This window comes from Arthrobacter sp. R-11, from assembly GCF_049913155.1.
In the GTDB taxonomy this organism is placed as follows: Bacteria; Actinomycetota; Actinomycetes; order Actinomycetales; family Micrococcaceae; genus Arthrobacter.
Map to the genome: position 1 here is coordinate 3,493,088 of NZ_CP183979.1, position 26,485 is coordinate 3,519,572.

The 26,485-nt window shown below is 66.5% G+C and carries 28 protein-coding genes and 1 pseudogene; 13 read left to right on the forward strand and 16 right to left on the reverse strand.

Annotated features, from left to right (window positions below):
- The first annotated feature begins 5 nt into the window (after window positions 1–5).
- Genes ACN9M4_RS15845 through ACN9M4_RS15855 form a run of 3 tightly spaced genes read left to right on the forward strand, consistent with a single transcriptional unit; the run spans window position 6 to window position 3,081 of the window.
- On the forward strand, window positions 6–782 hold the full coding sequence (locus tag ACN9M4_RS15845; RefSeq protein ID WP_426299507.1) for a ThuA domain-containing protein: 777 nt from the start codon (window positions 6–8) through the stop codon (window positions 780–782).
- Window positions 779–1,906 carry a Gfo/Idh/MocA family protein gene (locus ACN9M4_RS15850; RefSeq protein WP_426299509.1) on the forward strand — a complete coding sequence of 376 codons (1,128 nt, stop codon included), beginning with the start codon at window positions 779–781 and terminating at the stop codon, window positions 1,904–1,906. Before ACN9M4_RS15845 ends, ACN9M4_RS15850 begins: the two co-directional genes overlap by 4 nt.
- The gene (locus ACN9M4_RS15855) at window positions 1,903–3,081 is read left to right on the forward strand and encodes a Gfo/Idh/MocA family protein (RefSeq protein WP_426299511.1); all 1,179 of its coding nucleotides are present in this window, start codon (window positions 1,903–1,905) and stop codon (window positions 3,079–3,081) included. Before ACN9M4_RS15850 ends, ACN9M4_RS15855 begins: the two co-directional genes overlap by 4 nt.
- Window positions 3,082–3,125: 44 nt before the next feature.
- Here ACN9M4_RS15855 and ACN9M4_RS15860 read toward each other — a convergent pair whose 3' ends face one another.
- Window positions 3,126–3,719: a GNAT family N-acetyltransferase gene (locus tag ACN9M4_RS15860; RefSeq protein WP_426299513.1), complete on the reverse strand. Its 594-nt coding sequence runs from the start codon at window positions 3,717–3,719 to the stop codon at window positions 3,126–3,128.
- Window positions 3,720–3,866: 147 nt separating this feature from the next.
- On the opposite strand from ACN9M4_RS15860, the gene ACN9M4_RS15865 reads away from it, so the two are divergent.
- Window positions 3,867–4,679, forward strand: a complete 813-nt coding sequence (locus ACN9M4_RS15865; protein WP_426299515.1) for a GDSL-type esterase/lipase family protein — start codon at window positions 3,867–3,869, stop codon at window positions 4,677–4,679.
- Window positions 4,680–4,730: 51 nt separating this feature from the next.
- Here the strand turns inward: ACN9M4_RS15865 and ACN9M4_RS15870 are convergent, their stop codons facing one another.
- From ACN9M4_RS15870 to ACN9M4_RS15895, 6 genes are all read right to left on the reverse strand, one after another.
- On the reverse strand, window positions 4,731–5,594 hold the full coding sequence (locus ACN9M4_RS15870) for a 3-hydroxyacyl-CoA dehydrogenase family protein (RefSeq protein ID WP_426299517.1): 864 nt from the start codon (window positions 5,592–5,594) through the stop codon (window positions 4,731–4,733).
- Window positions 5,591–6,505 (reverse strand): enoyl-CoA hydratase/isomerase family protein, encoded by a 915-nt coding sequence (locus ACN9M4_RS15875; protein ID WP_426299519.1) that lies wholly within the window; start codon window positions 6,503–6,505, stop codon window positions 5,591–5,593. Before ACN9M4_RS15875 ends, ACN9M4_RS15870 begins: the two co-directional genes overlap by 4 nt.
- The gene (locus ACN9M4_RS15880; RefSeq protein WP_426299521.1) at window positions 6,505–7,728 is read right to left on the reverse strand and encodes a thiolase family protein; all 1,224 of its coding nucleotides are present in this window, start codon (window positions 7,726–7,728) and stop codon (window positions 6,505–6,507) included. Before ACN9M4_RS15880 ends, ACN9M4_RS15875 begins: the two co-directional genes overlap by 1 nt.
- A gap of 123 nt (window positions 7,729–7,851) precedes the next feature.
- Complete coding sequence (locus ACN9M4_RS15885) at window positions 7,852–8,508, reverse strand: pentapeptide repeat-containing protein (RefSeq protein WP_426299523.1); 657 nt, start codon at window positions 8,506–8,508, stop codon at window positions 7,852–7,854.
- Window positions 8,508–8,966, reverse strand: a complete 459-nt coding sequence (locus tag ACN9M4_RS15890; RefSeq protein WP_426299525.1) for an SRPBCC family protein — start codon at window positions 8,964–8,966, stop codon at window positions 8,508–8,510. The genes ACN9M4_RS15885 and ACN9M4_RS15890 overlap by 1 nt, the downstream gene beginning before the upstream one ends.
- 101 nt (window positions 8,967–9,067) lie before the next feature.
- The gene (locus tag ACN9M4_RS15895) at window positions 9,068–10,528 is read right to left on the reverse strand and encodes an amino acid permease (protein WP_426299527.1); all 1,461 of its coding nucleotides are present in this window, start codon (window positions 10,526–10,528) and stop codon (window positions 9,068–9,070) included.
- Between the two features lie 305 nt (window positions 10,529–10,833).
- Between ACN9M4_RS15895 and ACN9M4_RS15900 the strand changes: the two genes are divergently transcribed.
- Both ACN9M4_RS15900 and ACN9M4_RS15905 read left to right on the forward strand, forming a co-directional pair.
- Window positions 10,834–11,325: a hypothetical protein gene (locus tag ACN9M4_RS15900; protein WP_426299529.1), complete on the forward strand. Its 492-nt coding sequence runs from the start codon at window positions 10,834–10,836 to the stop codon at window positions 11,323–11,325.
- The gene (locus tag ACN9M4_RS15905; RefSeq protein ID WP_426299531.1) at window positions 11,322–13,124 is read left to right on the forward strand and encodes a hypothetical protein; all 1,803 of its coding nucleotides are present in this window, start codon (window positions 11,322–11,324) and stop codon (window positions 13,122–13,124) included. The genes ACN9M4_RS15900 and ACN9M4_RS15905 overlap by 4 nt, the downstream gene beginning before the upstream one ends.
- 30 nt (window positions 13,125–13,154) lie before the next feature.
- Here ACN9M4_RS15905 and ACN9M4_RS15910 read toward each other — a convergent pair whose 3' ends face one another.
- Genes ACN9M4_RS15910 through ACN9M4_RS15920 form a run of 3 tightly spaced genes read right to left on the reverse strand, consistent with a single transcriptional unit; the run spans window position 13,155 to window position 15,710 of the window.
- On the reverse strand, window positions 13,155–14,030 hold the full coding sequence (locus ACN9M4_RS15910) for a metal ABC transporter permease (protein ID WP_426299533.1): 876 nt from the start codon (window positions 14,028–14,030) through the stop codon (window positions 13,155–13,157).
- A gap of 4 nt (window positions 14,031–14,034) precedes the next feature.
- Window positions 14,035–14,769 carry a metal ABC transporter ATP-binding protein gene (locus tag ACN9M4_RS15915; RefSeq protein WP_426299535.1) on the reverse strand — a complete coding sequence of 245 codons (735 nt, stop codon included), beginning with the start codon at window positions 14,767–14,769 and terminating at the stop codon, window positions 14,035–14,037.
- Window positions 14,766–15,710, reverse strand: coding sequence for a metal ABC transporter substrate-binding protein (locus tag ACN9M4_RS15920; protein WP_426299537.1), 945 nt, complete (start codon window positions 15,708–15,710; stop codon window positions 14,766–14,768). Before ACN9M4_RS15920 ends, ACN9M4_RS15915 begins: the two co-directional genes overlap by 4 nt.
- Window positions 15,711–15,815: 105 nt before the next feature.
- Between ACN9M4_RS15920 and ACN9M4_RS15925 the strand changes: the two genes are divergently transcribed.
- From ACN9M4_RS15925 to ACN9M4_RS15945, 5 genes and pseudogenes are all read left to right on the forward strand, one after another.
- Window positions 15,816–16,544 carry a CPBP family intramembrane glutamic endopeptidase gene (locus ACN9M4_RS15925; protein ID WP_426299539.1) on the forward strand — a complete coding sequence of 243 codons (729 nt, stop codon included), beginning with the start codon at window positions 15,816–15,818 and terminating at the stop codon, window positions 16,542–16,544.
- Between the two features lie 100 nt (window positions 16,545–16,644).
- Window positions 16,645–16,734 (forward strand): annotated as a pseudogene (locus tag ACN9M4_RS15930) (VOC family protein); the annotation flags it as partial.
- A 22-nt stretch (window positions 16,735–16,756) separates the two neighbouring features.
- Entirely contained in the window at window positions 16,757–17,725 is a 969-nt protein-coding gene (locus tag ACN9M4_RS15935) for a 1,4-dihydroxy-2-naphthoyl-CoA synthase (protein ID WP_426299541.1), read from the forward strand.
- A gap of 10 nt (window positions 17,726–17,735) precedes the next feature.
- Window positions 17,736–18,854: an AMP-binding protein gene (locus ACN9M4_RS15940; protein ID WP_426299543.1), complete on the forward strand. Its 1,119-nt coding sequence runs from the start codon at window positions 17,736–17,738 to the stop codon at window positions 18,852–18,854.
- A 66-nt stretch (window positions 18,855–18,920) separates the two neighbouring features.
- Window positions 18,921–19,799 carry a 1,4-dihydroxy-2-naphthoate polyprenyltransferase gene (locus ACN9M4_RS15945; RefSeq protein ID WP_426299545.1) on the forward strand — a complete coding sequence of 293 codons (879 nt, stop codon included), beginning with the start codon at window positions 18,921–18,923 and terminating at the stop codon, window positions 19,797–19,799.
- 13 nt (window positions 19,800–19,812) lie between these two features.
- On the opposite strand, the gene ACN9M4_RS15950 is transcribed toward ACN9M4_RS15945, so the two are convergent.
- The gene (locus ACN9M4_RS15950; protein ID WP_426299547.1) at window positions 19,813–20,121 is read right to left on the reverse strand and encodes a DUF4229 domain-containing protein; all 309 of its coding nucleotides are present in this window, start codon (window positions 20,119–20,121) and stop codon (window positions 19,813–19,815) included.
- A gap of 115 nt (window positions 20,122–20,236) precedes the next feature.
- On the opposite strand from ACN9M4_RS15950, the gene ACN9M4_RS15955 reads away from it, so the two are divergent.
- The gene (locus tag ACN9M4_RS15955) at window positions 20,237–20,617 is read left to right on the forward strand and encodes a PLDc N-terminal domain-containing protein (protein ID WP_426299549.1); all 381 of its coding nucleotides are present in this window, start codon (window positions 20,237–20,239) and stop codon (window positions 20,615–20,617) included.
- Window positions 20,618–20,680: 63 nt separating this feature from the next.
- Here ACN9M4_RS15955 and ccsB read toward each other — a convergent pair whose 3' ends face one another.
- Genes ccsB through ACN9M4_RS15980 form a run of 5 tightly spaced genes read right to left on the reverse strand, consistent with a single transcriptional unit; the run spans window position 20,681 to window position 25,458 of the window.
- Entirely contained in the window at window positions 20,681–21,730 is a 1,050-nt protein-coding gene (gene ccsB, locus ACN9M4_RS15960; protein ID WP_426299551.1) for a c-type cytochrome biogenesis protein CcsB, read from the reverse strand.
- Window positions 21,730–23,406, reverse strand: coding sequence for a cytochrome c biogenesis protein ResB (gene resB, locus ACN9M4_RS15965; protein ID WP_426299553.1), 1,677 nt, complete (start codon window positions 23,404–23,406; stop codon window positions 21,730–21,732). The genes ccsB and resB overlap by 1 nt, the downstream gene beginning before the upstream one ends.
- Window positions 23,406–24,161, reverse strand: a complete 756-nt coding sequence (locus ACN9M4_RS15970) for a cytochrome c biogenesis CcdA family protein (RefSeq protein ID WP_426299555.1) — start codon at window positions 24,159–24,161, stop codon at window positions 23,406–23,408. Before ACN9M4_RS15970 ends, resB begins: the two co-directional genes overlap by 1 nt.
- A 14-nt stretch (window positions 24,162–24,175) precedes the next feature.
- Window positions 24,176–24,796, reverse strand: coding sequence for a TlpA family protein disulfide reductase (locus ACN9M4_RS15975; protein WP_426299557.1), 621 nt, complete (start codon window positions 24,794–24,796; stop codon window positions 24,176–24,178).
- The gene (locus ACN9M4_RS15980; RefSeq protein WP_426299559.1) at window positions 24,793–25,458 is read right to left on the reverse strand and encodes a histidine phosphatase family protein; all 666 of its coding nucleotides are present in this window, start codon (window positions 25,456–25,458) and stop codon (window positions 24,793–24,795) included. Before ACN9M4_RS15980 ends, ACN9M4_RS15975 begins: the two co-directional genes overlap by 4 nt.
- Window positions 25,459–25,655: 197 nt before the next feature.
- Between ACN9M4_RS15980 and ACN9M4_RS15985 the strand changes: the two genes are divergently transcribed.
- The gene (locus ACN9M4_RS15985) at window positions 25,656–26,204 is read left to right on the forward strand and encodes a YceI family protein (RefSeq protein WP_426299561.1); all 549 of its coding nucleotides are present in this window, start codon (window positions 25,656–25,658) and stop codon (window positions 26,202–26,204) included.
- Window positions 26,205–26,485: the final 281 nt, after the last annotated feature.

Consider the following 26,485-nt stretch of genomic DNA (forward strand, 5'->3'; position numbering starts at 1 on the left):
AATCCATGACTGACACCACCGCTCCGATCCGCGTCACCGTATGGAGCGAAAACAGGCACGAAAAGCGGGACGAACTTGTCGCCCGGCTCTACCCCGAAGGAATGCACGGCGCCGTCAAGGCGGGCATCGAAGAGAACCTGGGCTCCACCGCCGAGGTCCGCACCGCAACGCTGGACGAACCGGAACACGGCCTCACCGAGGAAGTCCTGGCCAACACCGATGTGCTGACCTGGTGGGGCCACATGTCCCATGCCGACGTCGATGACGAGATCGTTGAGCGGGTCCACCGCCACGTCCTCTCCGGCATGGGCCTGATCGTGCTGCACTCCGGGCACTGGTCCAAGATCTTCACCAAGCTCATGGGCACCACGTGCACGCTGCGCTGGCGCTCCGAACAGGACCGCGAGCTCGTCTGGACGGTGGACCCGACACACCCGATCGCCAAGGGCGTCCCGCACCCCATCGTCATCCCCGAGCAGGAGATGTACGGCGAATTCTTCGACATCCCCACGCCCGAGGAACTCGTGTTCATCAGCTCGTTCAGCGGCGGCGAGGTCTTCCGCTCCGGCTGCACCTTCCGGCGCGGCCACGGCAAGATCTTCTTCTTCAGCCCCGGGGACCAGGACTACCCCGTGTACCACCACAAGGACATCCGCCGCGTCATCTCCAACGCCGTCGAATGGGCCGTCACCGACCGCCCGGAACGCGCCGTCCCCGAACTGCTGCGCTACGAGACCGACGATTTCTTCAACGGCAAGAGCTACCAGGGAGCCAACGCGTGAGCGCGCCGTTCGCCACCATTCCCGACGACGGCGCTCCCCTGCGCGTGATCGTGGTCGGCGCCGGCGGCATGGGCCGTGCCTGGCTGCGGACCGTGGAAGAGTCACCGCTGGTGGAACTGGCAGGAATCGTCGACCTTGACCTGGAGGCCGCACGGGCGGCCGCGGCCTGGCTCGGGCGTCCCGGGCTGCCGGTCGGTGCCGGCACGGCGGCGCTGGCGTCCGACGTCGGAGCACAGGCGGTCATCAACGTCACCGTCCCTGCCGCCCACCACCCCGTCACCACTGAGGCGCTGGCAGCCGGGCTGCCGGTCCTCGGCGAAAAGCCCGTTGCGTCCACCGTGGCGCAGGGGCTCTCGCTGGCCGCCGCCGCCGAATTCCACGGCCAGTTGTTCATGGTCAGCCAGTCCCGCCGCTATAACCGGCACCTCTTCGCTGCCAAGCAGCTGGTGTCTTCGCTGGGTCGTGTTGGCATTCTGTCTGCGGAATTCTTCAAGGCCCCGCGCTTTGGCGGGTTCCGGGACGCCATGGACCACCCGCTGCTGCTGGACATGGCCATCCACCAGTTCGACATGGCCCGGTTCCTGCTGGATGCCGATCCCGTGTCCGTGTCCTGCGAGGAATACAACCCGTCCTGGAGTTGGTACCGAGGGGATGCGGGAGCCACCGCGGTCTTCGAAATGACCGGTGGCGAACGCTTCGTCTTCAACGGCAGTTGGTGCAGCCCCGGCCAGGAAACCTCGTGGAACGCGTCGTGGCGGATAAGCGGCGAGCATGGAACTGTCCTGTGGGACGGGGACGGCGAACCTGTCTGTTCGCTTGCTGTCGCCCAGGACGCGGAAGCAGATCCGGGCCAGGAGATCGCAGGTTCGCTCAGGGATTTCGTGGCTGCTGTCCGCACCGGAAGTACGCCCATGGGACAGGTGCACCGCAACATCATGAGCCTGGCCATGGTGGAGGCCGCGATCCGGAGCGCCGCCAGCGGCGCCCGCGTTTCGGTGGATGCACTGCTCGAAGACTCCTACCGGCAAGCGATCCTCGACGAACGCGGCCCGGCGGTGCTGGAGGTCCTGAAGTCCTGGATCTCAGTCCGGGCGGCCCTTACCGGGAACGGGGTCGCGCCATGACCCGGCGGCTGCGCGTGGGAATGGTCGGGTACTCCTTCATGGGGGCCGCCCATTCCCAGGCGTGGCGCACCGCGCCGCGGTTCTTCGACCTCCGGCTGGCCCCGGAATTGACCGCGCTGGCAGGCAGGGACGCGAGCCGGGCGCAGGACGCCGCCGGGAAGCTCGGCTGGGGCTCGGTGGAAACCGATTGGCGGCGGCTGATTGAACGCGACGACATCGACCTGATCGATATCTGCTCCCCCGGAAACACCCACGCCGAGATCGCCATCGCCGCCCTGGAAGCCGGCAAGCATGTGTTGTGCGAGAAGCCGCTGGCCAACACGGTGGAGGAAGCGGAGAAGATGACGGCCGTTGCCGCCGAGGCAGCCGCACACGGGGTGTATTCGATGTGCGGGTTCACCTACCGGCGTACGCCCGCCCTGGCTTTGGCGAAGCGCATGGTGGAGGAAGGCCGGCTCGGAACCATCCGCCATGTCCGTGCCCAATACCTCCAGGACTGGCTGTCCGACGCCGACGCTCCCCTGACCTGGCGGCTCGACAAAGCCAAGTCCGGCTCAGGTTCGCTCGGCGATATCGGGGCCCACAGCATCGATGCCGCCCAATGGATCACAGGGGCAGGAATCACCGGCGTCTCGGCCCTGATGGAAACCTTCGTGAAGGAACGGCCGGTCGGCGGGGACTTTGTGGGCCTTGGCGGGCACGGTGGCATGGATGGTCCGCGCGGCCCGGTCACCGTGGATGACGCAGCGATCTTCACCGCCCGTTTCAACGGCAACGGGGACGGCGGCCCGATCGGGATCTTCGAGGCCACGCGGTTCGCCCTGGGACGCAAGAACGCCATGCGCCTGGAACTCAACGGGACGCTGGGTTCCCTGGCCTTCGACTTCGAAGACATGAACGTGCTGTCCTTCTACGATGCCGCCTCCGGGCCGGACGCGGGCTTCCGCCGGATCATCGTCACCGAGCCCTCTCACCCATACGTCGGAAACTGGTGGCCCACCGGGCACGGCCTGGGCTATGAGCACGGCTTCACCCACCAGGTGGTGGACCTCGTGGCTGCGATCGCGCACGGACAGCAGCCCGCGCCGTCGTTCTCTGACGCGCTGCAGGTGCAGAAGGTGCTGGCTGCGGTGGAGGCCAGCGCGGCCGCGGACAGCCGCTGGCAGAACGTGTGACCGCGCGCGGACGGGGCCGGGCCGCAGGAAAGCAAAGCTGCGGTTCAGCCCCGTTTCGCGAGCCTGAACTCGAGGTTGGCGCGCACGGCCGGCCATTCGTGTTCCAGGATCGAGAACACCACGGTATCCCGCAGCACCCCGTCCGCAGTGCGTGAGTGGTTCCGCAGCACGCCGTCCTGCTTGGCCCCGAGCCGGGCAATCGCTTCCCGCGACTGATGGTTCAGCCAGTGCGTACGGAATTCGACCGCCGGGCAGCCCAGGGTTTCGAATGCATGGCGCAGGAGCAGCAGCTTGGACTCGGCGTTGCTGCCGCTTCCCTGGGCAGAGGCTGCGTTCCAGGTGGAGCCGATTTCGAGGCGCGGGGTGGCGAGGTCGATGTTCATGTACGTGGTCATGCCGATCAGGCGGCCGCTGCCGTTGAGCCGGGTGGCGAAGGGCAGCATGGAGCCGCTCTCCTGCAGGGCCAGTCGGCGCTCGATCTCGGCGGCCATGCCGTCCGGTGTAGGCACCGAGGTGTACCAGAGCTTCCACAGTTCACCGTCCCCGGCGGCCTCCACCAGGCCGTCGTGGTGTTCGGGGCGCAGCGGCTCCAGGGTTACCAGCCGGCCGCTGAGGGTCACGGGCGCAATCGTCGTCACGGCTTCAGCCTAGCGTGGCGCGGAGCGGGGGCTCCGCGCGTACAGACGAGTACCGGCTACTCGTGACCGGCGGCCAGCGCGGGAGTAGGGTCGCAAACACAGCGCCCTTTTTGAGACGCCGCTCCGTCGAGACCAAGGGGAAATCCAATGAAACCGCACCATACCCGATCCCGCGCGTACACGTTGGCGGTATCCCTCACCGCCACGATCCTCGCATTCGGCCTGTCCGGCGCCCCCGCCCAGGCAGCGCCAGTAGACACCACGGCAAAGCAGGCAACGGTCTATGTGGGGCTGGGGGACTCCTACGCCGCGGGCACCGGCGGCGGGGCATCGGCTCCGCCGTGCTTCCAATCTGCCGCCGCCTACCCCACCCTCCTGGGCGGCACCAATCTGGGCTGCTTCGGAGCGACAACCACCGACGTCGCGGTCGTTGCCACGAACAACGCTGCCCTCCTAGGCAGCGCGTCTGACATCTCCCTCACCGTGGGCGGAAACGACGTCGGCACCGGGGCCGTGACCGCGGCCTGCGTGCCCGATCCGCTGGGCGCGGCATGTGCCGCCGCGGTGGAGAGCACACGGACCGCACTCACCCAGCTCCCCGCAAAGATTGCAGGACTGGTCGCGTACCTCCGGTCCCTGGCGCCTACTGCCGACATTGCCGTCACGGGCTATCCGAGGCTCTTTACCGTCACCAACACCATGCCGCCGCAGCAGCAGGCCCTCGCGGCCACGTTCAACTCCATGGCAGATGCGCTCAACGCGGCCATAGCCGCGGGCTCCCGTGCGGCAGGGGCACGCTTTGTGGACGTGACGCAACGTTTCCTCGACCACGGCATCGGTTCGGACAAGCCGTGGATCAACTTCGACGGCAACGTCCTGAACCCGGAGAACTTCCACCCGAACGCGGCGGGCTACAACAACGGCTACCGCACGGCCGTGAACGCCGCCCTCAAGAGGTAGCGACGCTCGGAGCACGGGTCCCGCGCGTCGGCCAGCCAGCCCGCGCGGGACTCATTCGCTCCAGTCGAAGAAGCCCTTGCCGCTCTTGCGCCCCAGTTCACCCCGGGCCACCTTGTCCCGGAGAATCCGGGGCGGAGCGAAACGCTCCCCCAACGTGGAGTGCAGGTATTCGGCAATCCCCAGGCGGACATCCAGGCCCACGATGTCGGTGGTCTTCAGCGGCCCGGTGGGGTGCTTGTAGCCCAGGACCATCGCGGCGTCGATGTCCTCGGCCGAAGCCACGCCTTCTTCCACCATCCGCATCGCCTCCAGGGCGATCGCGACGCCGAGCCGCGAGGAGGCGAAGCCGGGTGCGTCATTGACCACGACGGCGGTCTTGCCCAGCGCCTCCACCCAGCCTTTCGCCGCGGCAGCGAGTTCCGGCGAGGTCTGCTTCGCCAGGACCACTTCGATCAGGGTGGACGCCGGCACCGGGTTGAAGAAGTGCAGGCCCAGGAAGTTGGCCGGACGGTGCAGTTCCGAGGCCAGGGCGGAAACGGACAGGGAGGAGGTGTTCGAGGCCAGGAAGGCATCCGCGGAGAGGTGCGCTTCCACTGCCTTGAGTGCGGCCACCTTGAGCTCGTAGTCCTCCGGCACGGCCTCCACCACCAGTCCGCAGTGGATGAACGATTCATAGTCCGTCGACGTGCTGAAGCGGGCCAGCGCTTCCTCCGGGCTTTCCCCGAGGGTGCCGCGCGCGGCGGACTTGGCAACGGCGTCGGACACCCGGGCGTGCGCCCCGGCGGCGGCTTCGGCGTCGCGCTCCACCACAATCACAGTGGCGCCCTTGACGAGGAAGGCGTGCGCGATGCCCGCCCCCATCCGGCCGCCGCCAAGGACTCCTACAACGTGCGGAATAGCGGCAACGACGCTCATCTGGTGGTCCTATCCTGGGTTACGGGGGTGCTGTCAATATCCGCGCCGGGCGCGCCGTCCTGCGGGAGCTTGGCCGCCAGCCGTTCGGCCATCTTCTTGTCCAGGAAGTCCTGCATGCGGTCGAACTTGGCCCGTGACTCGAAGAGGATGCCCTGGGCGAGGGTGTCGATCACCGGATGCGCCCCCTCCGGGGCATGGAAGACGGACTTGGTGATCCGCACGGCCAGCGGGTCCTGGCGGGCGATGCGGTCGGCGAGCTTGTGGGCGGCGTCCATCAGCACGGGTGCTTCGTAAATGCCGGTGATGAGGTTGATGCGCAGCGCCTCCTCGGCCCGCAGCACGGCCCCCGCCAGCAGGATCTCCTTGGCGAGGGGCTCCCCCACCAGTTCCTTGAGCCGCCAGGTGGCGCCTGCCGCGGCCATAATGCCGAGCCCGGTTTCCGGGTTGCCGATCCGCACGGCGGGCGTGCCGATCCGGAAATCGGCGGCGTAGGCGAGTTCGGCGCCGCCGCCCAGGCAGTAGCCGTCGATCGCGGCGATGACGGGCATGGGGAGCCGCGCGATGCGGGCGAAGATCGTGGAGTTGATGCCGCGCAGGGCGTCATCACGACGGCGGTCCCTCAACTGGCCGATGTCCGCGCCTGAAGCGAAAACGCCTTCGCTGCCCGCAATGATCAGGATCTTCGGCTCCCGTTCGAGGTAGTCGCAGACCTTGTGGAGCTCGTCGACCATCTGCTGGTCGATGGCGTTGCGCACCTCCGGCCGGTTGAGCAGGACGGTCAGCCGGTCTTCCTGCTCCTCAATCAGCAAGGTGCCGAATCCTTCCGGATCCAGTGCCTTTGTACCGCGCTGTGCCTTTGAACCGCCCTGTGCCTTTGAACCGCCATGTGCCTTCGAAGAATCCAGTGCCATTACACGCCTTCCAGGAGAAGTGCCGAGCCTTGCCCGACGCCGATGCACATCGTCGCGAGGCCGATCCTACGGCTTGCCCCGGACAATTCGCGTTCCATCCTGCCCAGCAGCGTGATTGCGATCCGGGAGCCGCTGGAACCGAGGGGGTGCCCCAGGGCAATGGCGCCGCCGTCGTTGTTCACGGTTCCGGCGTCCAGCCCAAGGCGCCGCATGCTCGCGAGGGACTGGGTGGCGAAGGCCTCGTTCAGTTCCACGGCTCCGAGGTCGGCGACGCCGAGGCCCCTGCGGTCCAGGATCTTCCGCGTGGCGGGCACCGGGCCGATGCCCATGATCTCCGGCTCGCAGCCGGCAGCTCCGCCGTCGATGATCCGGGCACGCGGGGTGAGCCCGTACCTCCGGATGGCCGCCTCGGAGGCGACGATGATCGCGGAGGCGCCGTCGTTGAGGCTCGAGGAGTTGCCCGCGGTGACGATGGAGCCGCCGGGAACAACGGGCCGCAGCCCCGCCAGCACTTCCATGGTGGTTCCCTCACGGGGGCCTTCATCGGTGTCGACGACGGTCTCGCCCTTCCGGGTCTTCACCGTCACCGGGACGATTTCCTCCTTGAAGCGGCCGGCGGCGATCGCGGCGAGGGCGCGTTCGTGGGAAGCGACAGCGAAGGCGTCCGCGTCCTCGCGGGAGATGCCATCCACCCGGCCGACTTCCTCGGCGGTTTCGGGCATCGAGTAGGTCATCTTCCCGTCCCGGGAGAGCTCGCCTTTGGTGAAGCGGGGGTTGGCGAAGCGCCAGCCGATCGAGGTGTCGAAGATCTGCCCGGGCTTGGCGAAGGCGGTGGCCGGCTTTTCCTGGACCCAGGGGGCACGGCTCATGGATTCGACGCCGCCTGCCACCACGATATCGGCGGCGCCTGCCTTGATCATCTGGCTGGCCATGATGATGGCGCTCATGCCGGATGCACACAGGCGGTTGACGGTGATGCCGGGGATGTGGAGGGGCAGGCCTGCCAGGAGGGTCGCCATACGGGCAACGTTGCGGTTCTCCTCGCCGGCTCCGTTGGCGTTGCCGAGGATCACCTCGTCGATCGAATCAGGGTCGACGCCGGCCCGCGCCACGGCCTCGCCCACCACCAGTCCCGCAAGGTCGTCGGGACGGACTGCGGAAAGCGAGCCGCCATAGCGGCCAACGGGCGTACGGACGCCGCCAACAAGAAAAGCCTCGACCATGAGCACATCCTTCACGGAGCAGGGCCGGCGAATAATTTACCGACCGTTCGTTCTATAAAGATTACACTGTGCCCGTCCGGGGTCAACAGGAGGCGGTCAACCGGAAGACGGAGTCACCGGCCGTCACAACACCCGGATGCCCAGGTGCCCGGCAAGAAGGGGCGCCAGCAGGCCGAGCTGGTAGTCATCGATCACGACGCCGGAAAGGCCGCCCAGCCCGTTGACTGTCCGGAATTCGCTTCCGCGCAGGTCCATGTCCTTGAGCTTGGCGCCCGTGACGTCGAGCGTGCCGATGGTGCAGTCCTTGAACGCCACGCGGTTCGCCGTGCAGGAGCCCAGGTCCAGTTCGTTGATGATGCAGCCACTCACCTGGACGTCCTGGAGCTTGGAACCGCGCAGGTTCAGGAAGTCCAGCTTGCCGCCGTCGATCCGCACGGACTGCCAGCTGCCCTCGTACAGTTCCGCGGAGCCCCAGCGCGGGTTGCTGATTTCGACGTCGCGCCAGGAACTGCGCGCGGCGGTCAGCACCGGCGCGTACGGCTCCGAGAGGATGCAGTCCCGGAAGCTTGCACCGCGCAGTCCGGCCTCGTTGAAGGAGACGCCGGTGAACTCGCACTCGAGGAAATCCGCGCCGTCAAGCTCCTGACCGTCGGCGCGCACCTGGCTGAACCGGAGGCCGTCGTACCTTTCACCGCGGCGGAAGTCCGGAGCGTCGTCGTCGCGCAGTTCTTCCAAGTGCACCGGCGAAATCCTGGGGGCAGCAACTTTCGCAGCCGCCATCAGAGGGATTCCGCCTTTGCGGCGATCTCCGCGAGATCCTTGCCGAGGGCCTTTCGGGTCATACTCATCCCGATTTTCCCGAACAATGCCATGGTGATCCTGCTCAGGAGCGTGGGCTTGATGACCTCTGCACCGAAGGTCAACGTGAGGTCCGTGCCGCCGTCGCGCCCTGCCAAGGTGAAACGGGTGGTGTAATCCGCGCCGCCCTGCAGGGCTTTGACCGTGGTGCTGCGGGGCGGGTCGGCCAGAGAGACCCACATTTCGACCGTTTCCTGCCGGCCCATCATGGTGCGTGTTTCTTTCCAGCGCGTGCCTTCGCCGTAGGTGCCTTCGCTGAGCATCTGGATGGCATCGACGCCGGAAAGCGTTGCGGCTGAGCCGGGAATGTCGGAGATGACAGCCCAGACTTTCTCCGGGGCGGCGTTGATGTGCTGCGTCAGGCTGGTGGCGTGCTCCATGCGTCGAGCCTAGCCCCGGGCACTGACACTCCCAACAGGCCGGGGACGCGAACGGCGGGCGCCTCCCCAAGGATGCACCCGCCGTCGAACGTCCTGGAACCCTAGGCGAACAGCTCGCTCTTGGGCTCGTTGTTCTTGACCTTCTGCCAGCCGAGCCAGAGCACGACGGCGAAGAACGGGACGGTGGCCAGGGTCCAGGCGCCGAGGTAGAAGACCTCGCCGCTCTTGCTGGTCATGGTGTCGAAGCCGATCAACACGGTGATGGCCAGGAGGGCCACCAGGCCGGCCCAGCTGGTCCACGGCGAACCGGGCATGGGGAGGCTGGAGACCATGCCCTTCTTCTTCCGCAGCATGATCTGGCTGGCGAAGATGGAGCCCCAGGTGAAGATGACGCCGATCGAGGCGGTGTTCAACGCGAGGTCGAAGGCGTGCGAGCCGCCCAGCCAGATGTTCAACAGGATGCCCACGAGGTACACGGCGCCGATGGCCAGGATCGCGGCATAGGGGACGTGGCGGGTGGACATGCGGGTGAGCCACTGCGGGGCGTGGCCGTTGTTGGCCATGGTGCGGAAGATACGGCCGATCGAGTACAGGCCGGAGTTGCAGGAGGACAGGGCGGCGGTGATGACGATCATGTTCATGACGTCGCCCATCCAGCCCAGGCCCATCTGGCCGAAGACCGTGACGAACGGTGAGGTGCCGGCCTTGTACTGGTCCGAGGGGAGCAGCATGGCGAGCAGGGTCACCGAGCCGACGTAGAAGACAACAATGCGGAGTACGACGGCGCGGATCGCCTTGGGCACTTCGCGTTCCGGGTTCTTCATCTCACCGGCGGTGATGCCCACCAGTTCGATCGCGTTGTAGGCGAAGATCACGGCGTTGAGGACCAGGATCATCACCAGGCCGCCCTTGGGGAACATTCCGCCGTCGGCATGGAAGAGGTTGCCCACGGAGGCGTGGCCGCCACCCACCTGGGCGTTGGTGACCACCATGAAGGTGCCCACTGCCAGGAAGATCACAATCGCCGCGACCTTGAGGCAGGAGGCCCAGAACTCGAACTCGCCGAAGGCCTTCACGCTGAACAGGTTCACGGCCACCAGCAGCACCAGCGCGGCGATGGCGGACAGTTCCACGGGGACGTTCGGGAAGAAGAACTGGAAGTACAGTCCGATCGCGATCAGCTCGGCGATGCCCGTCATGGCCCAGTTGATGAAATACATCCAGCCGGACAGGTAGGCGCCCTTCTTGCCGAAGAGTTCGCCGGCATAGCTGACGAAGGAACCGGAGGTCTGGCGGTACATGATGAGCTCGCCGAGTGCCCGCATGAGCAGGTAGGCAATGACGCCAGCGATCGCGTAGGAGAAGATCAGGGCCGGGCCCGTGGAGGCCAGGCGCCCGCCGGCGCCCATGAACAGGCCGACGCCGATGGCGCCGCCCATCGCAATCATGGTGACGTGGCGGCGGCTCAGGGTCTTGCTGTAGCCCTCGGCGCTGAGGGACGGGTCGACGGCAGATGCCGGGCCGGCGGGGTTCTTAAGGTCTGTGGGGGTACTTTGCGACACAGTTGTTCCTTGTGGGTTGGGTAGGTACCAGCGCCCTTTGCTGCACGTGATTCGGCTCACTGGCCGGAATCCTATTCACTTCTGCGGGTTGCAGGGCAAATCATCGAAGGGCGAATCCAGCAAGCCCATCTTACAGTGTGAAACGCACCACGCGTGACCCGGGCTACAGCCGGCCTTTCCGGCTGCCGGGAAACTGCTTCCTGCCTGCCTTCTTTGCCGCTAGCCTGTGTGTAGCATCGACAGACACACCTGGCAGGTGGACGGTCTTCGTCGCACCTGGCCTTCGCACTGGACCTGGGGGGAACATGCGAAACAGAAGGCTGCTGCCCGCCGCGTTGCTGCTTGCCCTTGCCGGGTGCTCCGGCGGGGGCGCAGGACCGGCCAGTCAAAACGCAAGCCCCGCTCCGTCGTCGACCGAATCCGGCAGTCCCGGAACATCCACCGGTCCAAGCGCGGCTGCGTCAACGGACAAGGCCCCCGCACCGCCGCCGTCATCAGAGCCCGGTGACGTCTCCACCTCCTTCAACGCGATCGACGCACTGCGGAACCAGAGCTGCACGGCGGGAGCCGACGGGTCCTGGACCTTCATGGGAACCCTCGTCAACTCCACGAAATCGGCCAAGACGTACACGGTGGCAGTCGCCGTGACCATCGGCGCAGCGGTCCAGGGCCACGCCCTGATTACGGAAACCGTCCAGGCCGGAAAATCGGCCGACGTCCTGGCCAGGGATTTTGCAAGAACCACGGGCCGGGCCGGCACGTGCGAACCGGTTGTCTCGGCTGAGGATGCGCAGTGAAACGGGGGAACACGGTGAAACGGGGGATCACAGTGAAGACCGGATTCCAGGCAAAAATATCGCTCGTGGCCGCCGCCCTCTTGCTGGGACTTGCGGCGGTCCCCCTGGCGGCAGCTCCGGCCAGCGCGGAGGAGACCCCAGGTCCGGGCGCGGGCCCGTCGCCGAGCAGCGAGGTGACCCCGGCGGACGAGCCCAGCCCGAGCGATGAAGCCAGCCCGACCGCCCCGGGTTCCGGTTCCGAGTCACCGGAGCCCGATCCTTCCCCGACCGTGGATCCTCCCGCGTCCCTTGAGGACCTACCGCCGTCGGAGCCGTCCGAGCCTTCCGCGCCGTCGGAGCCGCCGGCACCGGCTTTCACCACGGAGGGTGCGATCGGAGCGAAATGGCTCGACCTTGGCGGAGCCGGCGGCGTACTCGGCGAGCCGATCTCCACGCAGTACTGCGCCGAGAGTGGCCTCTGCCAGCAAAAGTTCGCGGGCGGCTTGATCTATTGGACCAGCGCGGACGGCGCCCACGCGGTCTTCTCGGCAACTGGGCACACCGGACCAGGGTTTTTCTCGGGCGGCGGCCTGGCAGCTTTCGGCTATCCACTGGGCGATGAAACCGCCGCGCCCGGGGGCACCGTCCAGAAGTTCTCGGGCGGAAAGATCCTCGCGTGGAATGGGACCGCAGTCTTCCGTATCTGGTCCCGCGGGGCGATCGGCGGGTTCTGGACCGCCCTGGGATCATCCGCGGGCCTTGGCATGCCGCTATCAAACGAGAGCTGCGGGCTCCGGAACGGCGGCTGCTTCCAGGCGTTCTCGAGGGGAACCATCTACTGGTCCCCCGCCACCGGACCCCGCTTTGTCCGCGGTGCCATCCAGACCCGCTGGAAGTCGGTCGGCGCACAGGACAGCGTCATGGGCTACCCGGTCACCAGCGAAATCTGCGGCCAGCCTGCCAGCGGCTGTGTCCAGCGCTTCCAGGGCGGGAACATCTACTGGTCACCGGGCAGCGGGGTCTGGGTGGTCCGGGGTGCCATCGGAGGCCAGTACGCTGCTGCCGGCGCCACGCGAGGGCTGCTCGCTTACCCGCTCTCGAACGAGAAATGCGCCAGCGGCAAGTGCATCCAGAACTTTCAGGGCGGCTTCATCGGCTGGGAAGGCCATGCAGGAACCCGGATCTATTCCAAGGGCACCGAATGCCAGGCCCTGAACAACGGGAAATCCAAGTATTCCAGCTACGGCGCCAACCGGGTGCTTTTGACCGTCGCCCGGGACTACAAGGTGTCCAGGTCAACGAGTATCTACTGCAAGAGGCTCGCCGGAACCTATGTCCCTGACTGGAAAACGGACAGCTATGTCGGCGCTTCGGGATTCAAGCCTCCGGGGGTGCCGTCCGGCCCCACCCGCTACCTCTTTTCGCCGACGGGATCCTTCAGCGTGACCGAGGCGTTCGGCCTGGGCAACCCCGGAACCAAGCTCGCCTACCGGACGCTGAACCCGCGGTCCCGCTGGGGCGGCAACCCCTGGACCGCCACCTACAACAAGTACTTCGAGTCCTCGTCCTGGGTGGGCTGGGACGAGAACATGTGGTACTACGCAACGCGCGCCAGCCACGACTACCGCCAGGGCGTGGTCATCAACTACAACCGGCCGAACATCGTCCAAAACGCAGGCTTTGCGATCTTCCTGCACATGAACAAGGTACCCACCGCCGGCTGCATCTCGCTTGATGACTGGGCCGTGCTGGACTACCTGAAGAAATCCACCCCCGGGGACCGCATCATCATGGGTACCTACCGGGACCTGTTCCGCTGACAGGATGGCAGCGGAACGGCTCCGGCAGCTTCAGCGCACCAGCGCCGCGGCCCGCTTCCGGCGTGCTTTCGCCAGCCGCGTGCCGATCAGTCCCTGCCGCGGGCTGAAGAGGTAGACGACGGCGAACACCACGCCCTGCGCGAGCACCACCATCGCACCCGAGGCGGTATCAAAGTAGTAACTGATGTAGATCCCGGCCACCGAGCAGGCGGCGGAAATGACGGGGGCGATCACGAGCATCCGGGAGAAGCGGTCGGTCAGCAGGTACGCCGTGGCGCCCGGAATGATGAGCATGGCCACCACCAGCACGACGCCTACGGTCTGCAGCGCCACCACCGAGGTCAGCGCGAGCAGGCCCAGAAGGAGGGCGCCCAGGCGCCGCGGCGAGAGGCCGATCGCGTGGGCGTGGGTGGGGTCGAAGGCGTACAGGGTCAGGTCACGGCGCTTGAGCACCAGGATGGCGAAGGCCACCACCCCGAGAACCACCACCTGCACCAGGTCCGCTGTGCTCACGCCCAGCAGGTTCCCGAAGATGATGTGGTTCAGGTCCGTCTGGCTGGGGGTCACGGAAATCAGCACGAGGCCCAGCGCGAACAGCGAGGTGAAGACGATCCCGATGGCGGCGTCCTCCTTGACCCGGCTGGTGTTGCGCACGACGCCGATCAAAGTCACCGCCAGCAGCGCGAACACCAGGGCGCCAAGCGCGAATGGCGCCCCCACGATGTACGCGAGCACGACGCCGGGCAGCACCGCGTGCGAAACGGCGTCACCCATGAGCGACCAGCCGATCAGCACCAGCCAGCAGCTCAGGACGGCACAGACGACGGCGGCGATCGCCGTCGTGAGCAGCGCGCGGACCATGAAGTCATAGCCGAGCGGTTCCAAGAGGATGTCAAGCAGGTCCATCGGGCTAGCCCCTGTTCATGACGTCGAGGCCGAAGGCCATGGCGAGGTTTTCCGGCTGCAGCACCACGTCCGGGTTGCCGTGCATGAGCACCTTCCGCATGAGCAGCACGGCTTCGTCGCAGAGCTGCGGGAGCGCGTGGAGGTCGTGGGTGGAAACCAGGATAGTGGCGCCGTCGGCGGCGAGTTCCCGCAGCAAGCGGGTGATGGTCGCTTCGGAGCGTTTGTCCACGCCGGCGAACGGCTCGTCGAGCAGCATCATGGTGGCGCCCTGTGCAATGCCGCGGGCCACGAACGCGCGCTTCTTCTGGCCGCCGGACAGCTGGCCGATCTGCCGGTCGGCGTAGTCGCCCAGTTCCACCCGCTCCAGGGCGTGTTCGACGGCCTCGCGGTCCGCCTTTCGCGGCCGGCGGGTGAAGCCGAGGTGCCCGTACCGGCCCATCATCACCACGTCGCGCACGGACAGCGGGAACGCCCAGTCCACGTCCTCGCTTTGCGGGACGTAGCCGATCCCGGCCTCCTTGCGGATTTTCATCGGGGGCTGCCCGTTGATGAGGACCTGCCCGGAATCGGGCTTCACCATGCCCATGATGGCCTTGAAAAGGGTGGATTTTCCGGAGCCGTTCATGCCCACGAGCCCGCAGATACGGGCCGGCTCCAGGCTCAGCGAGGCGCCGTCGAGGGCGAGGACCTCTCCGTAATGCACCGTGACTTTATCTACGAGGATTGCCGGGGTGCTCATGACGTCTTTCCCGTCAGTGCGTTGGCGATGGTCCGGGCGTCGTGCCGGATCAGGTCCAGGTACGTCGGCACGGGGCCGTCCGCCTCGGAAAGCGAATCGACGTAGAGAACACCGCCGAACTTCGCACCGCTGGCCTCGACCACCTGCATCATGGGGGCATTGGACACCGTGGACTCGCAGAAGACGGCCGGGACCTTGTGCTCCTTGACGAATTCGATGGCCCGGGCGATCTGCTGCGGGGTGGCCTGCTGTTCGGCGTTGACGGCCCAGATGTAGACCTCTTTGAGTCCGACGTCGCGGGCCAGGTAGGAGAAGGCCCCTTCGCAGCTGACAAGTGCCCGCTGCTGGACGGGCAGCGCCTTCAGCTCTGTGGCCAGGTAGTCCTTGACCTCCTGCAACTGCGCCTTGTACGTCTTGGCGTTGGCCTCGAAGGCGGCGGCGTTGGCCGGGTCGAGCTTGGCGAAGGCCTTGGCCATGTTGTCGGCATAGATCTGCACGTTCGACGGCGACATCCACGCGTGCGGGTTCGGTTTGCCTTTGTAGCTGTCCTCGGCGATCGGCATCGGCTCCACGCCCTCGCTCACCACCGCATGCGGCACGTCCAGCCCTTCGACGAACTGTTGGAACCAGACCTCGAGGTTCAGCCCGTTGTCCAGGATCAGCTCGGCCTGGGCTGCCTTGCGGATGTCCCCCGGGGTCGGCTCGTAACCGTGGATTTCGGCACCCACCTTGGTGATGGATTCGACGCGCAGTTTGTCGCCGGCCACGTTTTTGGCAATATCGGCCAGGACCGTGAAGGTGGTCAGGACGACGGGCCGGTCATCGTTTCCGGCGCTGGTCGAACCCCCGCAAGCGGTCAGGCCGAACGCGAGGGCGGCGGTGAGGACAAGGGACACATTCCGGACAGCAGCTTTGGTGTACCGAAACAGAGATTTAGGCATGCCGAAAATTATAGCCGGAAGCCGGAAGGCACTGCCAGTTACCGCATATCCGCCCCCAACCTCGCTCCGCTCGGCCGTGGGGCCCACGCGGCTAGGCTTATTCACATGGGCAAGATTCCAGCACCGGGAAGGCTATACGCCTTCAACGGCCTCGACGCCGTGGCGTCCGGACTCTACCTCGGACTTATGCTTTTCGCTGCCTTTGCCGGTGCCCTGCTGGCACCCCTGCTGCAGAGCCTCCGGGCAACTCAAGCGGCGGCCTCCTATGCGGTCAACCTCGCCTTCTATGCCTCGGTTGGCATATTCGCCTTCCTGGCCGCCCGGCGGGTGCTTTCCCGCGACACGCGGATCCTTGCCACCCGCCCGTGGTTCACACTGGCCATGGTGCCTGCCTCCGTCGTGGCCATGCTGGTGTTCACGGCCATTTTGGTCACGGCAAGCGGACAAGCACGCGCCTCGGAAAACCAGCTGGGAATCCAGTCGCTCATCGAGAACGTCCCGGCCTGGCTGATCGTGCCCCTGCTGGTTGTGGTGGGGCCGTTCGTGGAGGAGTACATTTTCCGCCACCTGTTGATCGGGAAGTTGTCCGGACGCCTCAACACCTGGGTCTGCTGCGCGATCTCCGTCGTGCTGTTCGCGGGCATCCATGTCTTCCGCAATGAAGGCCTCTCCACCCAGGCCATGGTCCCCTACCTCGGAATGGGCGCGGTTCTGGTCGCGGTTTACGTCTGGACCGGGAAGAACCTCATGTTCTCGTTCCTGGTCCACGCCGGCAAGAACCTTCTGGCCGTGCTGCTGATCTACGCGCTGCCTCCGCAGTTCTTCGGCGCCTAAGTCCCCAACTAACTCGCAGTTGTGGTCGTTTTGAGGGCTCAAAACGACCACAACTGCCAGCCAGTTGGGCAACCCGGACCGGAACTGTCCGCAAGGCACTGGGGCGAGGCACCTGTGGACCGCCAGCCAGGGCCCGCACGAATGGCACACCATGGCGGACCCCGAAGGCAACGAGTTCTGCATCAGCTGAGCCGGTAACTAAACTCGTCAGGGTGAGCAACGACTTCCCCGCCAAGGTATCCGACGTCTTCGACCCCGCGCGCTGGCGCACGGTTTCCGGATTCGACGACTTCCAGGATATGACCTACCACCGCCAGGTGGAACGCGACGAAGCCGGCGGAATCGTCCGCGACCTGCCCACCGTGCGCATCGCCTTCAACCGCCCGGAAGTCCGCAACGCCTTCCGCCCTGGCACCGTGGACGAGCTCTACCGCGCCATGGACCACGCCCGGATGACCCCCGATGTGGCCACCGTGCTGCTCACCGGCAACGGCCCCTCCGCCAAGGACGGCGGGCATTCCTTCTGTTCCGGAGGCGACCAGCGGATCCGGGGCCGCGACGGCTACCGGTACGTAGTACAGAACACCGCCGACGGCGAGACCCAGGAAACCATCGACCCCGCCCGGGCCGGGCGCCTCCACATCCTGGAGGTCCAGCGGCTCATGCGCACCATGCCCAAGGTGGTCATCGCCGTCGTGAACGGCTGGGCGGCCGGCGGCGGGCACTCGCTGCACGTCGTCTCGGACCTCACCATTGCCTCCCGCCAGCACGGAAAGTTCAAGCAGACCGACGCCACCGTGGGAAGTTTCGACGCCGGCTACGGCTCAGCGCTGCTGGCCCGCCAGATCGGCCAGAAGGCAGCCCGTGAGATCTTCTTCCTCGCCCGTGAATATTCCGCGGAGGACATGGTCCGCATGGGCGCCGTCAACGAGGCCGTGGACCACGACCGTCTCGAAGAAGTGGCCCTGGAGTACGCCGCGGACATCGCCCGCCAGTCGCCCCAGGCCATCCGCATGCTCAAGTTCGCCTTCAACCTGGCCGACGACGGCCTGGCCGGACAGCAGGTCTTCGCCGGCGAAGCCACCCGCCTGGCCTACATGACGGACGAAGCCGTGGAGGGCAAGGAAGCGTTCCTGCAGAAGCGGGATCCGGACTGGTCCGCCTTCCCCTACTACTTCTAGGAGGCCGGCTGTGGATGACATCCTGAAGGCCCTCGCGGCCGCCCTGCAAGGTGAAGGACCCGCCGTCGAGATCGTCACGGCCCCGGACGGGAAGGCCACGGCTGTTCCCGTGGAAACCCCCGGCTTCGAGGACGCCGCAGTGGTGGTGCGCACCTCGGGATCCACCGGCGCGCCGAAGGCCACCGTGCTCACCGTCGACGCCCTCGCGGCATCCTCCATGGCCACCGCGATAGCGCTGCGCGGCGAGGGCCAGTGGCTGCTGGCCCTGCCTTTGCAGTACGTGGCGGGCATCCAGGTGCTGGTCCGCTCGTTGTTCGCCGGCACCCGCCCGTGGGCCATGGACATGTCCGGCGGCTTCACCCCGGAAGCCTTCATCGCTGCAGCCCTGGAGCTGACGGACAAAGTCCGCTTCACTTCCTTGGTCCCGACCCAGCTGCAGCGGCTGCTCGATGCGCCGTCCGCGGGGACGCTCGCCGTGCTGCGGCGCTTCAACGCGATCCTGCTCGGCGGGGCTCCGGCCCCTGCCGGGCTGCTGGAGGCGGCGCGCGCCGCCGGGCTTCGCGTGGTCACCACCTACGGCTCCGCCGAAACGTGCGGCGGCTGCGTGTACGACGGCGAGCCGCTGGACGGCGTCGAGGTCCGGATCGACGGCGAGGGCCGCATCCTGCTGGGTGGCAGCACCATTGCCGCCGGCTACCTGGACGCTCCCGACGCGGCAGGTTTCTTCGAGGAAGACGACGTCCGCTGGTACCGTACCGGGGACCTCGGCGAGCTCTCCCCCGACGGCAAGCTCACCGTCCTGGGCCGGGCCGACGACGTCATCATCACCGGCGGCGTCAAGGTTTCCGCCGCGTACGTGCAGGCCGGGCTGGAAAGGCTCGACGGCGTAAGCGCGGCTTTCGTCACTGGTGTCCCTTCCGCCGAATGGGGCCAGGCCGTGGCCGCCTACGTGGCCATGGACGACTTTGCGGGCAGTCCGGAACGACTCCTCGCCGCGGCGCACTCGGGCCTCGGAGCACTGGCACCCAAGACCGTCATCACCGCGCCCGCGCTGCTGATGCTGCCCAACGGCAAACCGGACCGGCTCGCCATGGGCGCGCTGCTCAGCGAAAAGCATCAGGCAGAATAGACAAGTTCACCGCATCCACCGCCGGCCCCATCCGGCCCCACCGCGAAACAACACGAGGTACAACACGTGGCAACAGCTGCACAATGGATCCAAGGCGCCCGGCCGCGCACCCTGCCGGCTGCGATCGCCCCGGTGCTGATCGGCACCGCGGCCGCCTACGAACTGCAGTCGTTCCGCCTTCTCAACGCGATCCTTGCAGCCTTCGTGGCCTTGCTGCTGCAGATCGGCGTCAACTACGCCAACGACTATTCCGACGGGATCCGCGGGACCGACGAGGACCGCGTAGGACCACTGCGCCTGGTGGGATCGGGGGCTGCCCGCGCCCAGCACGTGAAGTGGGCCGCGTTCGGAGCCTTCGGCCTCGCCATGCTCGTGGGCCTGATCCTCGTGATCATCACCCAGGCCTGGTGGCTGATCCTGGTGGGCCTGGGCTGTGTGCTTTCCGCCTGGGGCTACACCGGCGGCAGGAACCCCTATGGCTACATGGGCCTCGGCGACCTCTTTGTGTTCGTGTTCTTCGGCCTCGTGGCCACGCTCGGCACCACCTACACCCAGGCCGGGCAGATCAGCCTCCCCGCGGTCATCGGCGCGATCGGCACCGGATTGATCGCCTGTGCCCTGCTCATGGCCAACAACGTCCGCGACATCCCCACGGACACTATTGCCGGGAAGAAGACCCTGGCTGTGCGGCTGGGCGACCGGCATGCGCGCGAGAGCTATGTGCTCATGCTGGCCTTGGCGCTTCTCCTGGTGGTGGTCCTGGCGCCCACCAAGCCCTGGATGCTGATCGTGCTGCTCCTGGTCCCGGCCTGCCTGACGCCGGCCTGGCTCATGGTCAACGGCAAGCGCAAGAGCCTCATTCCGGTGCTCAAGCAGACCGGCATGATCAACCTCGGCTACAGCCTGCTGTTCTCGCTCGGCCTGGTGCTGAGCACCGGCTTCTAAGGCACGGTTGGCTTCAGATTTCCTTGGGGCGCCGGTCGTTCTCGACGCGGACTTCGGGGTGCTCGTCCACCAGGCGGTCCTCGGCGTCGGCATCGGCGACCTCGCCGGCCGAGCGCAACGGCTTGGCCCGCCCGGAGAAGCGCTCGCGCATGGCTGCCGTGGCGGCGTCACGCTGTTTCTGGAAGAAAAGGTAGCTGATCGCGAAGGCGATCAGCCCGGCGAAGACCACGGCCAGGATGACGCCGGTCTGCAGGAAAAGGAACAGCACGAACAACGGCACGAACAGCGCCAGGCGGATCAGGGAGTACTTGAGGAAAGCCACGGTTCAAGTTTAGCGGTCGGATCCACTCCGGCCGCCGCCGGACCGGGCGAAGGCCCTCCTGGCCCGTGCCCCGGAGGCGGGTACGCGGCCCTTGAGCGGTGGCTAGACTGAAGGTATGCCCCGCGTAGTTGCAGTCATCATCGTCCTGCTGGTCTTCGTTTACGGCTTGGTGGATGTGATCCGCACGGACGGCCGTTACGTCCGGGGCATCTCCAAGCCGGCCTGGATCGTGGTGATGCTGCTGCTTCCGGTCCTCGGCGCCATCCTTTGGTTCTTCTTCGGACGCCCGTACGGCGGAAGGGCGGCGCAGCCGGCCTTCCCCACCCACCCGACGGCTCCCGACGACGACCCGGAGTTCCTGCGCAACCTGGAAATCCGCCGCCGCAACCAAAGCGAAGCCGAGCGGCTGAAGAAGCTCCGCGAAGAGCTCGAGGAGAAGCAGCGCAAGCTCAGGGGCGAATCAACGTCCGACGGCAACGACGGCAGCGCCTCCTAAGCCGGCCGAAAGCCGAAGGCAGCGGGCGGGCAGGCGAACCCGCCGCGCCCGCCGCATCAAGTCCTAGCTCAGGCCCGAGTACGAGTGCAGGCCGTTGAAGAACTGGTTCACGATCGTGAAGTTGAAGATCACGCACAGGTAGCCCACGATCGACAGCCAGGCGGCGCGCGTTCCGGTCCAGCCGCGGGTGGCCCGCGCGTGCAGGTAGCCCGCGTAGACCACCCAGATCACGAACGTCCAGACTTCTTTGGTGTCCCAGCCCCAGAAGCGCCCCCAGGCCTTCTCGGCCCAGATGGCGCCGAACATCAGCGTGAAGGTCCAGCCCACGAAGGCCACGGTGTTGATCCGGTAGGACAGGTTCTCCAGGCTCAGGGCATCCGGAACCAAGCGCATGAAGCCCAGCTTGTCGGCGCCGCCCGCGGCAAGGGTCTTCTGCCGGTGCGCCTGGACCAGTTGCAGCGCAGACATGGCGAAGGTCAACGTGAAGAGCGCCGAGGACAGCACCGCGATGGATACGTGGATCACCAGCCAGTAGCTCTGCAGGGCGGGAACCAGGTGGCCCACCGGTGTCCAGTACGCGACGGAGGCCGCCACGAGCATGATTACGGCCAGGCCGATCACGAAGGTTCCCAGGAAGCGCAGGTCGCGGCGGACGAGGGCCAGCAGGAAGACCACGACGGCAACGAAGGCACCGGTGGTGAGGAACTCGTACATGTTGCCCCACGGCACGCGGCCTGCACCGATGGCGCGGGTGACCACGCCGGCTGCGTGGATCAGCACGCCGAGGATGGACAGCGCCACTGCCACACGGGCGGGTGCCCGGCGCTCGGCGGCGTAGCGCATATCACCGGCGGCGGTGCCGCCGGTGGAGGTTGGGCCCGACGTCGGACGCTCCGCATAGCCTGCCGGCCCGCTGACGTCCGCTCCCGCCATCCGCCCTGCAGCCACCGGCACCTTGGCGGCGGCTGCCGCCTTCAGGTCCACGGCGCGCAGCGTCTTGCTGCTCTTGGCCAGGTCCCAGGCGAAGGCGACGAACGCCACCGTGTACGTGCCTGCGGCCAGGAGCATGAAGAGCTCGCTGTACTGGCCCATGGTTTCGTTGATGGGGAACATTACCGGTCCTTAGTGTTTGTCGAGGCGACAGTGTCGGAAGTATCGGATGGGTCCGGCTCCAGCTGCCATTCACGCTGCAGCAGTTCACGTATAGCGGCGGCTTCGCCGGCCAGGCGGTGGTCTTCACCGCGGGCCAGCAGGCCGTACTCCACCATGGTGCGTCCGTCGTCGTGGGTTCCGGTGCGGACCCACACGCGGCGGCGGTTCAGGTAGAGGGAGACGACGAGTCCGGCGACGGCGAGCAACGCGAAGACCAGGGCGCTGGCCTGGCCGGGGTTGTGGTGGATATCCACGCCCACATACTTCTTGACGCCGTCGAAGCTGATGCTGCCCTTGCCGTCCGGCAGGGTGTACGTCTTGCCGGGCACCAGGGTGATGCCCTTGGTGGGGAGGTCGCGGCCGTTGAGCTGGGTGAGGTTCTTGACGTCGAGCTCGAACACATTCTGCGGCGTGCCCTTGTCCAGGCCGAGGTCGCCGTAGTACGAGTTCAGGCTGAGCTGCGGGTTGATGAGCTCGGGATCGCCGCTGAAGGACACGCCCTGTTCGGTGACGAATGCCGTCGGCAGGAAGAAGCCGGCGAAGCCCAGCTGATCGGGCTTCGCGTCGGGAACCTTGATGACCACCGAGGAGTAGTAGTTGTCGCCCTGCAGCTTGGCCACCACGGGCCCCTGCAGCGCGATGTTGCCCTTGCCGTCGCGGACGGTGATGACCGGGGCGTAGCCGTTGCCGGTGAGGTAGATGCTGGTGCCGCCCAGCATGACGGGGTCGTTGACCTTCAGGACCTGCTTTTCGGCCGGCGCGCCCGGGTTTTCCTTGGTGGTCACCTGTGCGGTGAAGTCGATCGGCTGGCCGAAGTGGGCCGGCGATTCACGGTCGAACTTCACGTCGAACTTGTCCAGCTGGATCGAGTAGGGCTGCAACCAGCTGCTCTGGAAGTTGGTGCCGGGGCTGAACTGGTCGTAGCCCACCAGGGTGTTCACGAAGGTGTCTCCTTCCACCAGGATGCGCTGGCCGCTGTAGCCGAACAGCCCGCCGATGGCCACGGACACCAGGACGCCGATCAGCGAAGTGTGGAAGACGAGGTTGCCCACTTCCTTGAGGAAGCCGCGCTCGGCACCCAGTGACGGCCGGTCGCCATCGGCGTCCCGGACCTCCACGCGGTAGCCGCGTTTCTTGAGCAGCGCGGCGGCATCGGTGATGGCGCGCGACGCCGGGATCCCGGCGTCGGCGGGAACCACCAGGGTGCCGTACTGAGGGAGGCGGGACAGCCGCTTGGGGGTCCGCGGCGGCTGGGAGCGCATCGCCTTGTAATGCGCGATGGCCCGCGGCGTCACGCAGCCGATCAGCGAGATGAACAGCAGGAGGTAGATGGCGGAGAACCAGGCCGAGGAGTAGACGTCGTAGAGCTGGATGGCATCCAGGATCTTGCCGTAGTCCGGGTGGTCCTTGATGTACTGCGTGACGACGGCGGGGTTGGCCGGGCGCTGCGGGAACAGCGAGCCCGGGACGGCGGCCACCGCCAGCAGGAGCAGCAGGAAAAGCGCGGTGCGCATGCTGGTCAGCTGGGTCCAAGCCCAGCGGAGCATGCCTTTCAGTCCGAGTGCGGGCAGCGCGGCCCCGGTCTTGGCGTCCTCGATCGTCTTGGGTTTGTTCTTGGCTTCCACGGGCTCGCTCATCAAATCGGCAACTTCACATCGGTCTGGAACCAGTACTGCAGCCCGGTGACCCAGGCACCCCACACTCCGCTGGCCATCAGGATCCCCAGGAGGATCAGGATTGCCCCGCCGGCCCGCTGGATCGCCAGGCGGTGCTTGCGGAAGAAGGACATGACTCCGGCGCCGCGGCGCACGGCGAGGGCGATCAGCAGGAACGGCACTCCCAGGCCCAGGCTGTACACGAAGGCAAGCAAGGCGCCCTTGGCTGCGGAGGATCCGCCGGACAGGCTCAACAGCTGGACGGCCGAGTAGGTCGGTCCAATGCAGGGGGCCCAGCCCAGGCCGAAGGTGATGCCCAGCAGCGGCGCGCCCCACAGGCCGGCCGGGGGCTTCGCATGGATCTTGGCGTCCCGTTGCAGCCAGCTGAAGCCGCCCATGAAGACGACGCCCATGACGATCACCAGGACACCCAGCAGCTGGGTGATCCAGGCGTTCTGCGGACCGCTGATGAATGTGCCCAGCTGGCCGAAGGCCCCGCCGAGCAGCACGAAGATCACGGAAAAGCCGAGCACGAACAGCCCGATTCCGGCAAGCATGCGGCCGCGCCGCTGTTTCTGGAGATCGACGCCGGTCAGCCCGGTGACGTAGCCCAGGTACCCGGGCACGAGGGGCAGCACGCACGGCGAAAGGAAGGAGACGAGTCCCGCCAGCAGGGCCACCGGGATGGCCAGAAGCAGGGAACCGTTGAGGATGGTCTCGGCGAAGGGGCTGTTCACGTTCGTAGGGCCGCCTACTCGGCTGCCGCGGCGCTGATGAGGGCCTTCAGGGTGCCCTTTTCGATTTCGCCGAGGACGCGGGAGGCAACCCTGCCTTCCTTGTCCAGGACGAGCGTGGTGGGCACGGCGTTCGGCGGCACCAGGCCGGAAACTGAGAGCAACACGGCACCGTTCTTGTCGTTGAAGCTCGGGTACGTCAGGTTGAAGGTCTTTTCGAAGGCCTCGGCGGTGGGTTTCTCATCGCGCAGGTTGACGCCGAAGAACTGCACGCCTTTGGCCTTGAAGTCCTGGTGCAGTTCCTCGAGGATGGGCGCCTCGACGCGGCAGGGGGCGCAGGCCGCGAACCAGAAGTTCAGCACCGTCACCTTGCCGCGGAGGTCTGCGGCCTTCACAGCCGTGCCATCGAACAGGATCCCGTCAATCTGCACCGGGGCTGAACGCTCGGTCGTGGCGAACTCGGTGACCGAGCCGTCTCCCGCAATGTAGTTCTTGTTGTCGCCGACGTTCGCTTGCTTGGCGAGGTTGTCCTCCTGCGGGGCGCAGGCGGACATGCCCACGGTCAAGGCGGCGAGGGCCGCTCCCCCGGTGGCGAGGAAGCGTCGGCGCGAGGTGTTGCTGTGCTTATCCAATGTCATGCTCCGGGAGTACTTGCGGCGCCGGGCAACAGGGCTGCCGCGGGCTCGCTGTAGTCGACCCGCACGAGGGCGCCGTCGGCGTCGAACACCAAGGACGTCAGGGACGTCAGGGTGCACTCGCGCTTGCGCGGGTCATGCCACAGCCGGCGTCCTTCGGCGCTGCGGCGCGTGGCGTAGATGGGCAGCTGGTGGCTCACCAGGATCGCTTCGGCGCCGTCGCCGCCGAGTTCGACGGCACGCTGCCGGGCGTCCTCGATAGCGGCACGCATGCGCGCGACCTGCTGGCTATACGGTTCACCCCAGGACGGGCGGAGCGGGTTCCGGAAATGGAACCAATGCTGGGGCTTCAGGAACTCCGAGGGACGCGCGTGCAATCCTTCAAAGTGGTTCTCTGCCTCGATGATCCGGGGATCCGTATGGACCTGGAGGCCGAGCGCCTCAGAGCTCGGCTGGGCTGTTTCCTGGGCACGCGTGAGCGGCGAGGCCACCAGGTGGACGATCTTTGCCCCGGCCGCGGCGCGCGCTTCGAAGTGCTCGGCGAGCACGCGTGCCATCGCCCATCCGCGCTCGGACAGGTGGAATTCGGGGAGTCTGCCATACAGAACGCCGTCGGGGTTATATACCTCGCCATGGCGGAGCAGATGGACAGTTGCTTGGGGCATGTCTACCAGTTTCTCAAAGAGGACGGGCATTCAGAAATCTTCTACGCCACGTAGAACTGAAGTTCCCGAAAAATGTTTCCCGGCGATGGAATAAAAGATGCATTTGCATGTTTATACTGGATGCAAGATCGGTTGATTGTTCAAGTAACTGTCCTCCGAGCGGAGATTCCACCCATCCCTACCCCAAGGAGCACGCCATGACCCTCCCCGCCAACGTCACCACCGGTACCTGGACCCTCGACAACTCGCACAGCGAAATCGGCTTCACCGTCCGCCACGCAGGAATCAGCAAGGTCCGCGGCCAATTCACCGAAGCCAACGCGACGCTGGAACTGGCGGACCACCTGGCCGACTCCAAGGTCAACGCAACCATCCAGACGGCCAGCTTCGACTCCGGCGACGTCAACCGAGACGGCCACGTCAAGGGCGAGGACTTCTTCGACGTCGAGAAGTTCCCGGAGATCAACTTCGTATCCCGCCACATCAAGGCCAACGGCGACAGCTTCGACCTGGTCGGCGACCTCACCATCAAGGGCGTCACCAAGGAGGTCGCCATCGAGACTGAATTCAACGGCGTCGCAGTCGACCCCTTCGGCAACACCCGCGCCGGGCTCTCCGGCGAGACCACCATCAGCCGCAAGGAATTCGGCCTGACCTGGAACGCCGTACTGGAAGCCGGCGGCGTGCTGGTCAGCGACAAGGTTGTCATCAACCTCGAACTCGCCTTCATCGCCCCTGCCGCCTAAGGGCACAGTTTCCGGAAGCGGCGCTTCCCGGAAGGCTTGCGGATTTCCGCAGCCACCGGGCGGCGCCGCTTTTCGTTGCCGCCTTCCAGGCGGGCATCCCTCCCATGGATCCACCCGCTGGAGTATTCACCACGGGGCCCAGAGGAGGCCGGGAATTCGCCGAAAATTTCCTAGGAAACCTTCAACCTCAGGTCTACAGTGATGCCATGAGTAACCCAAACGAAGTTCCTCAACAGCCAGGCTCAGAGCCCGCATCTTCCGGCGATGTTCCTCCCGCCGGC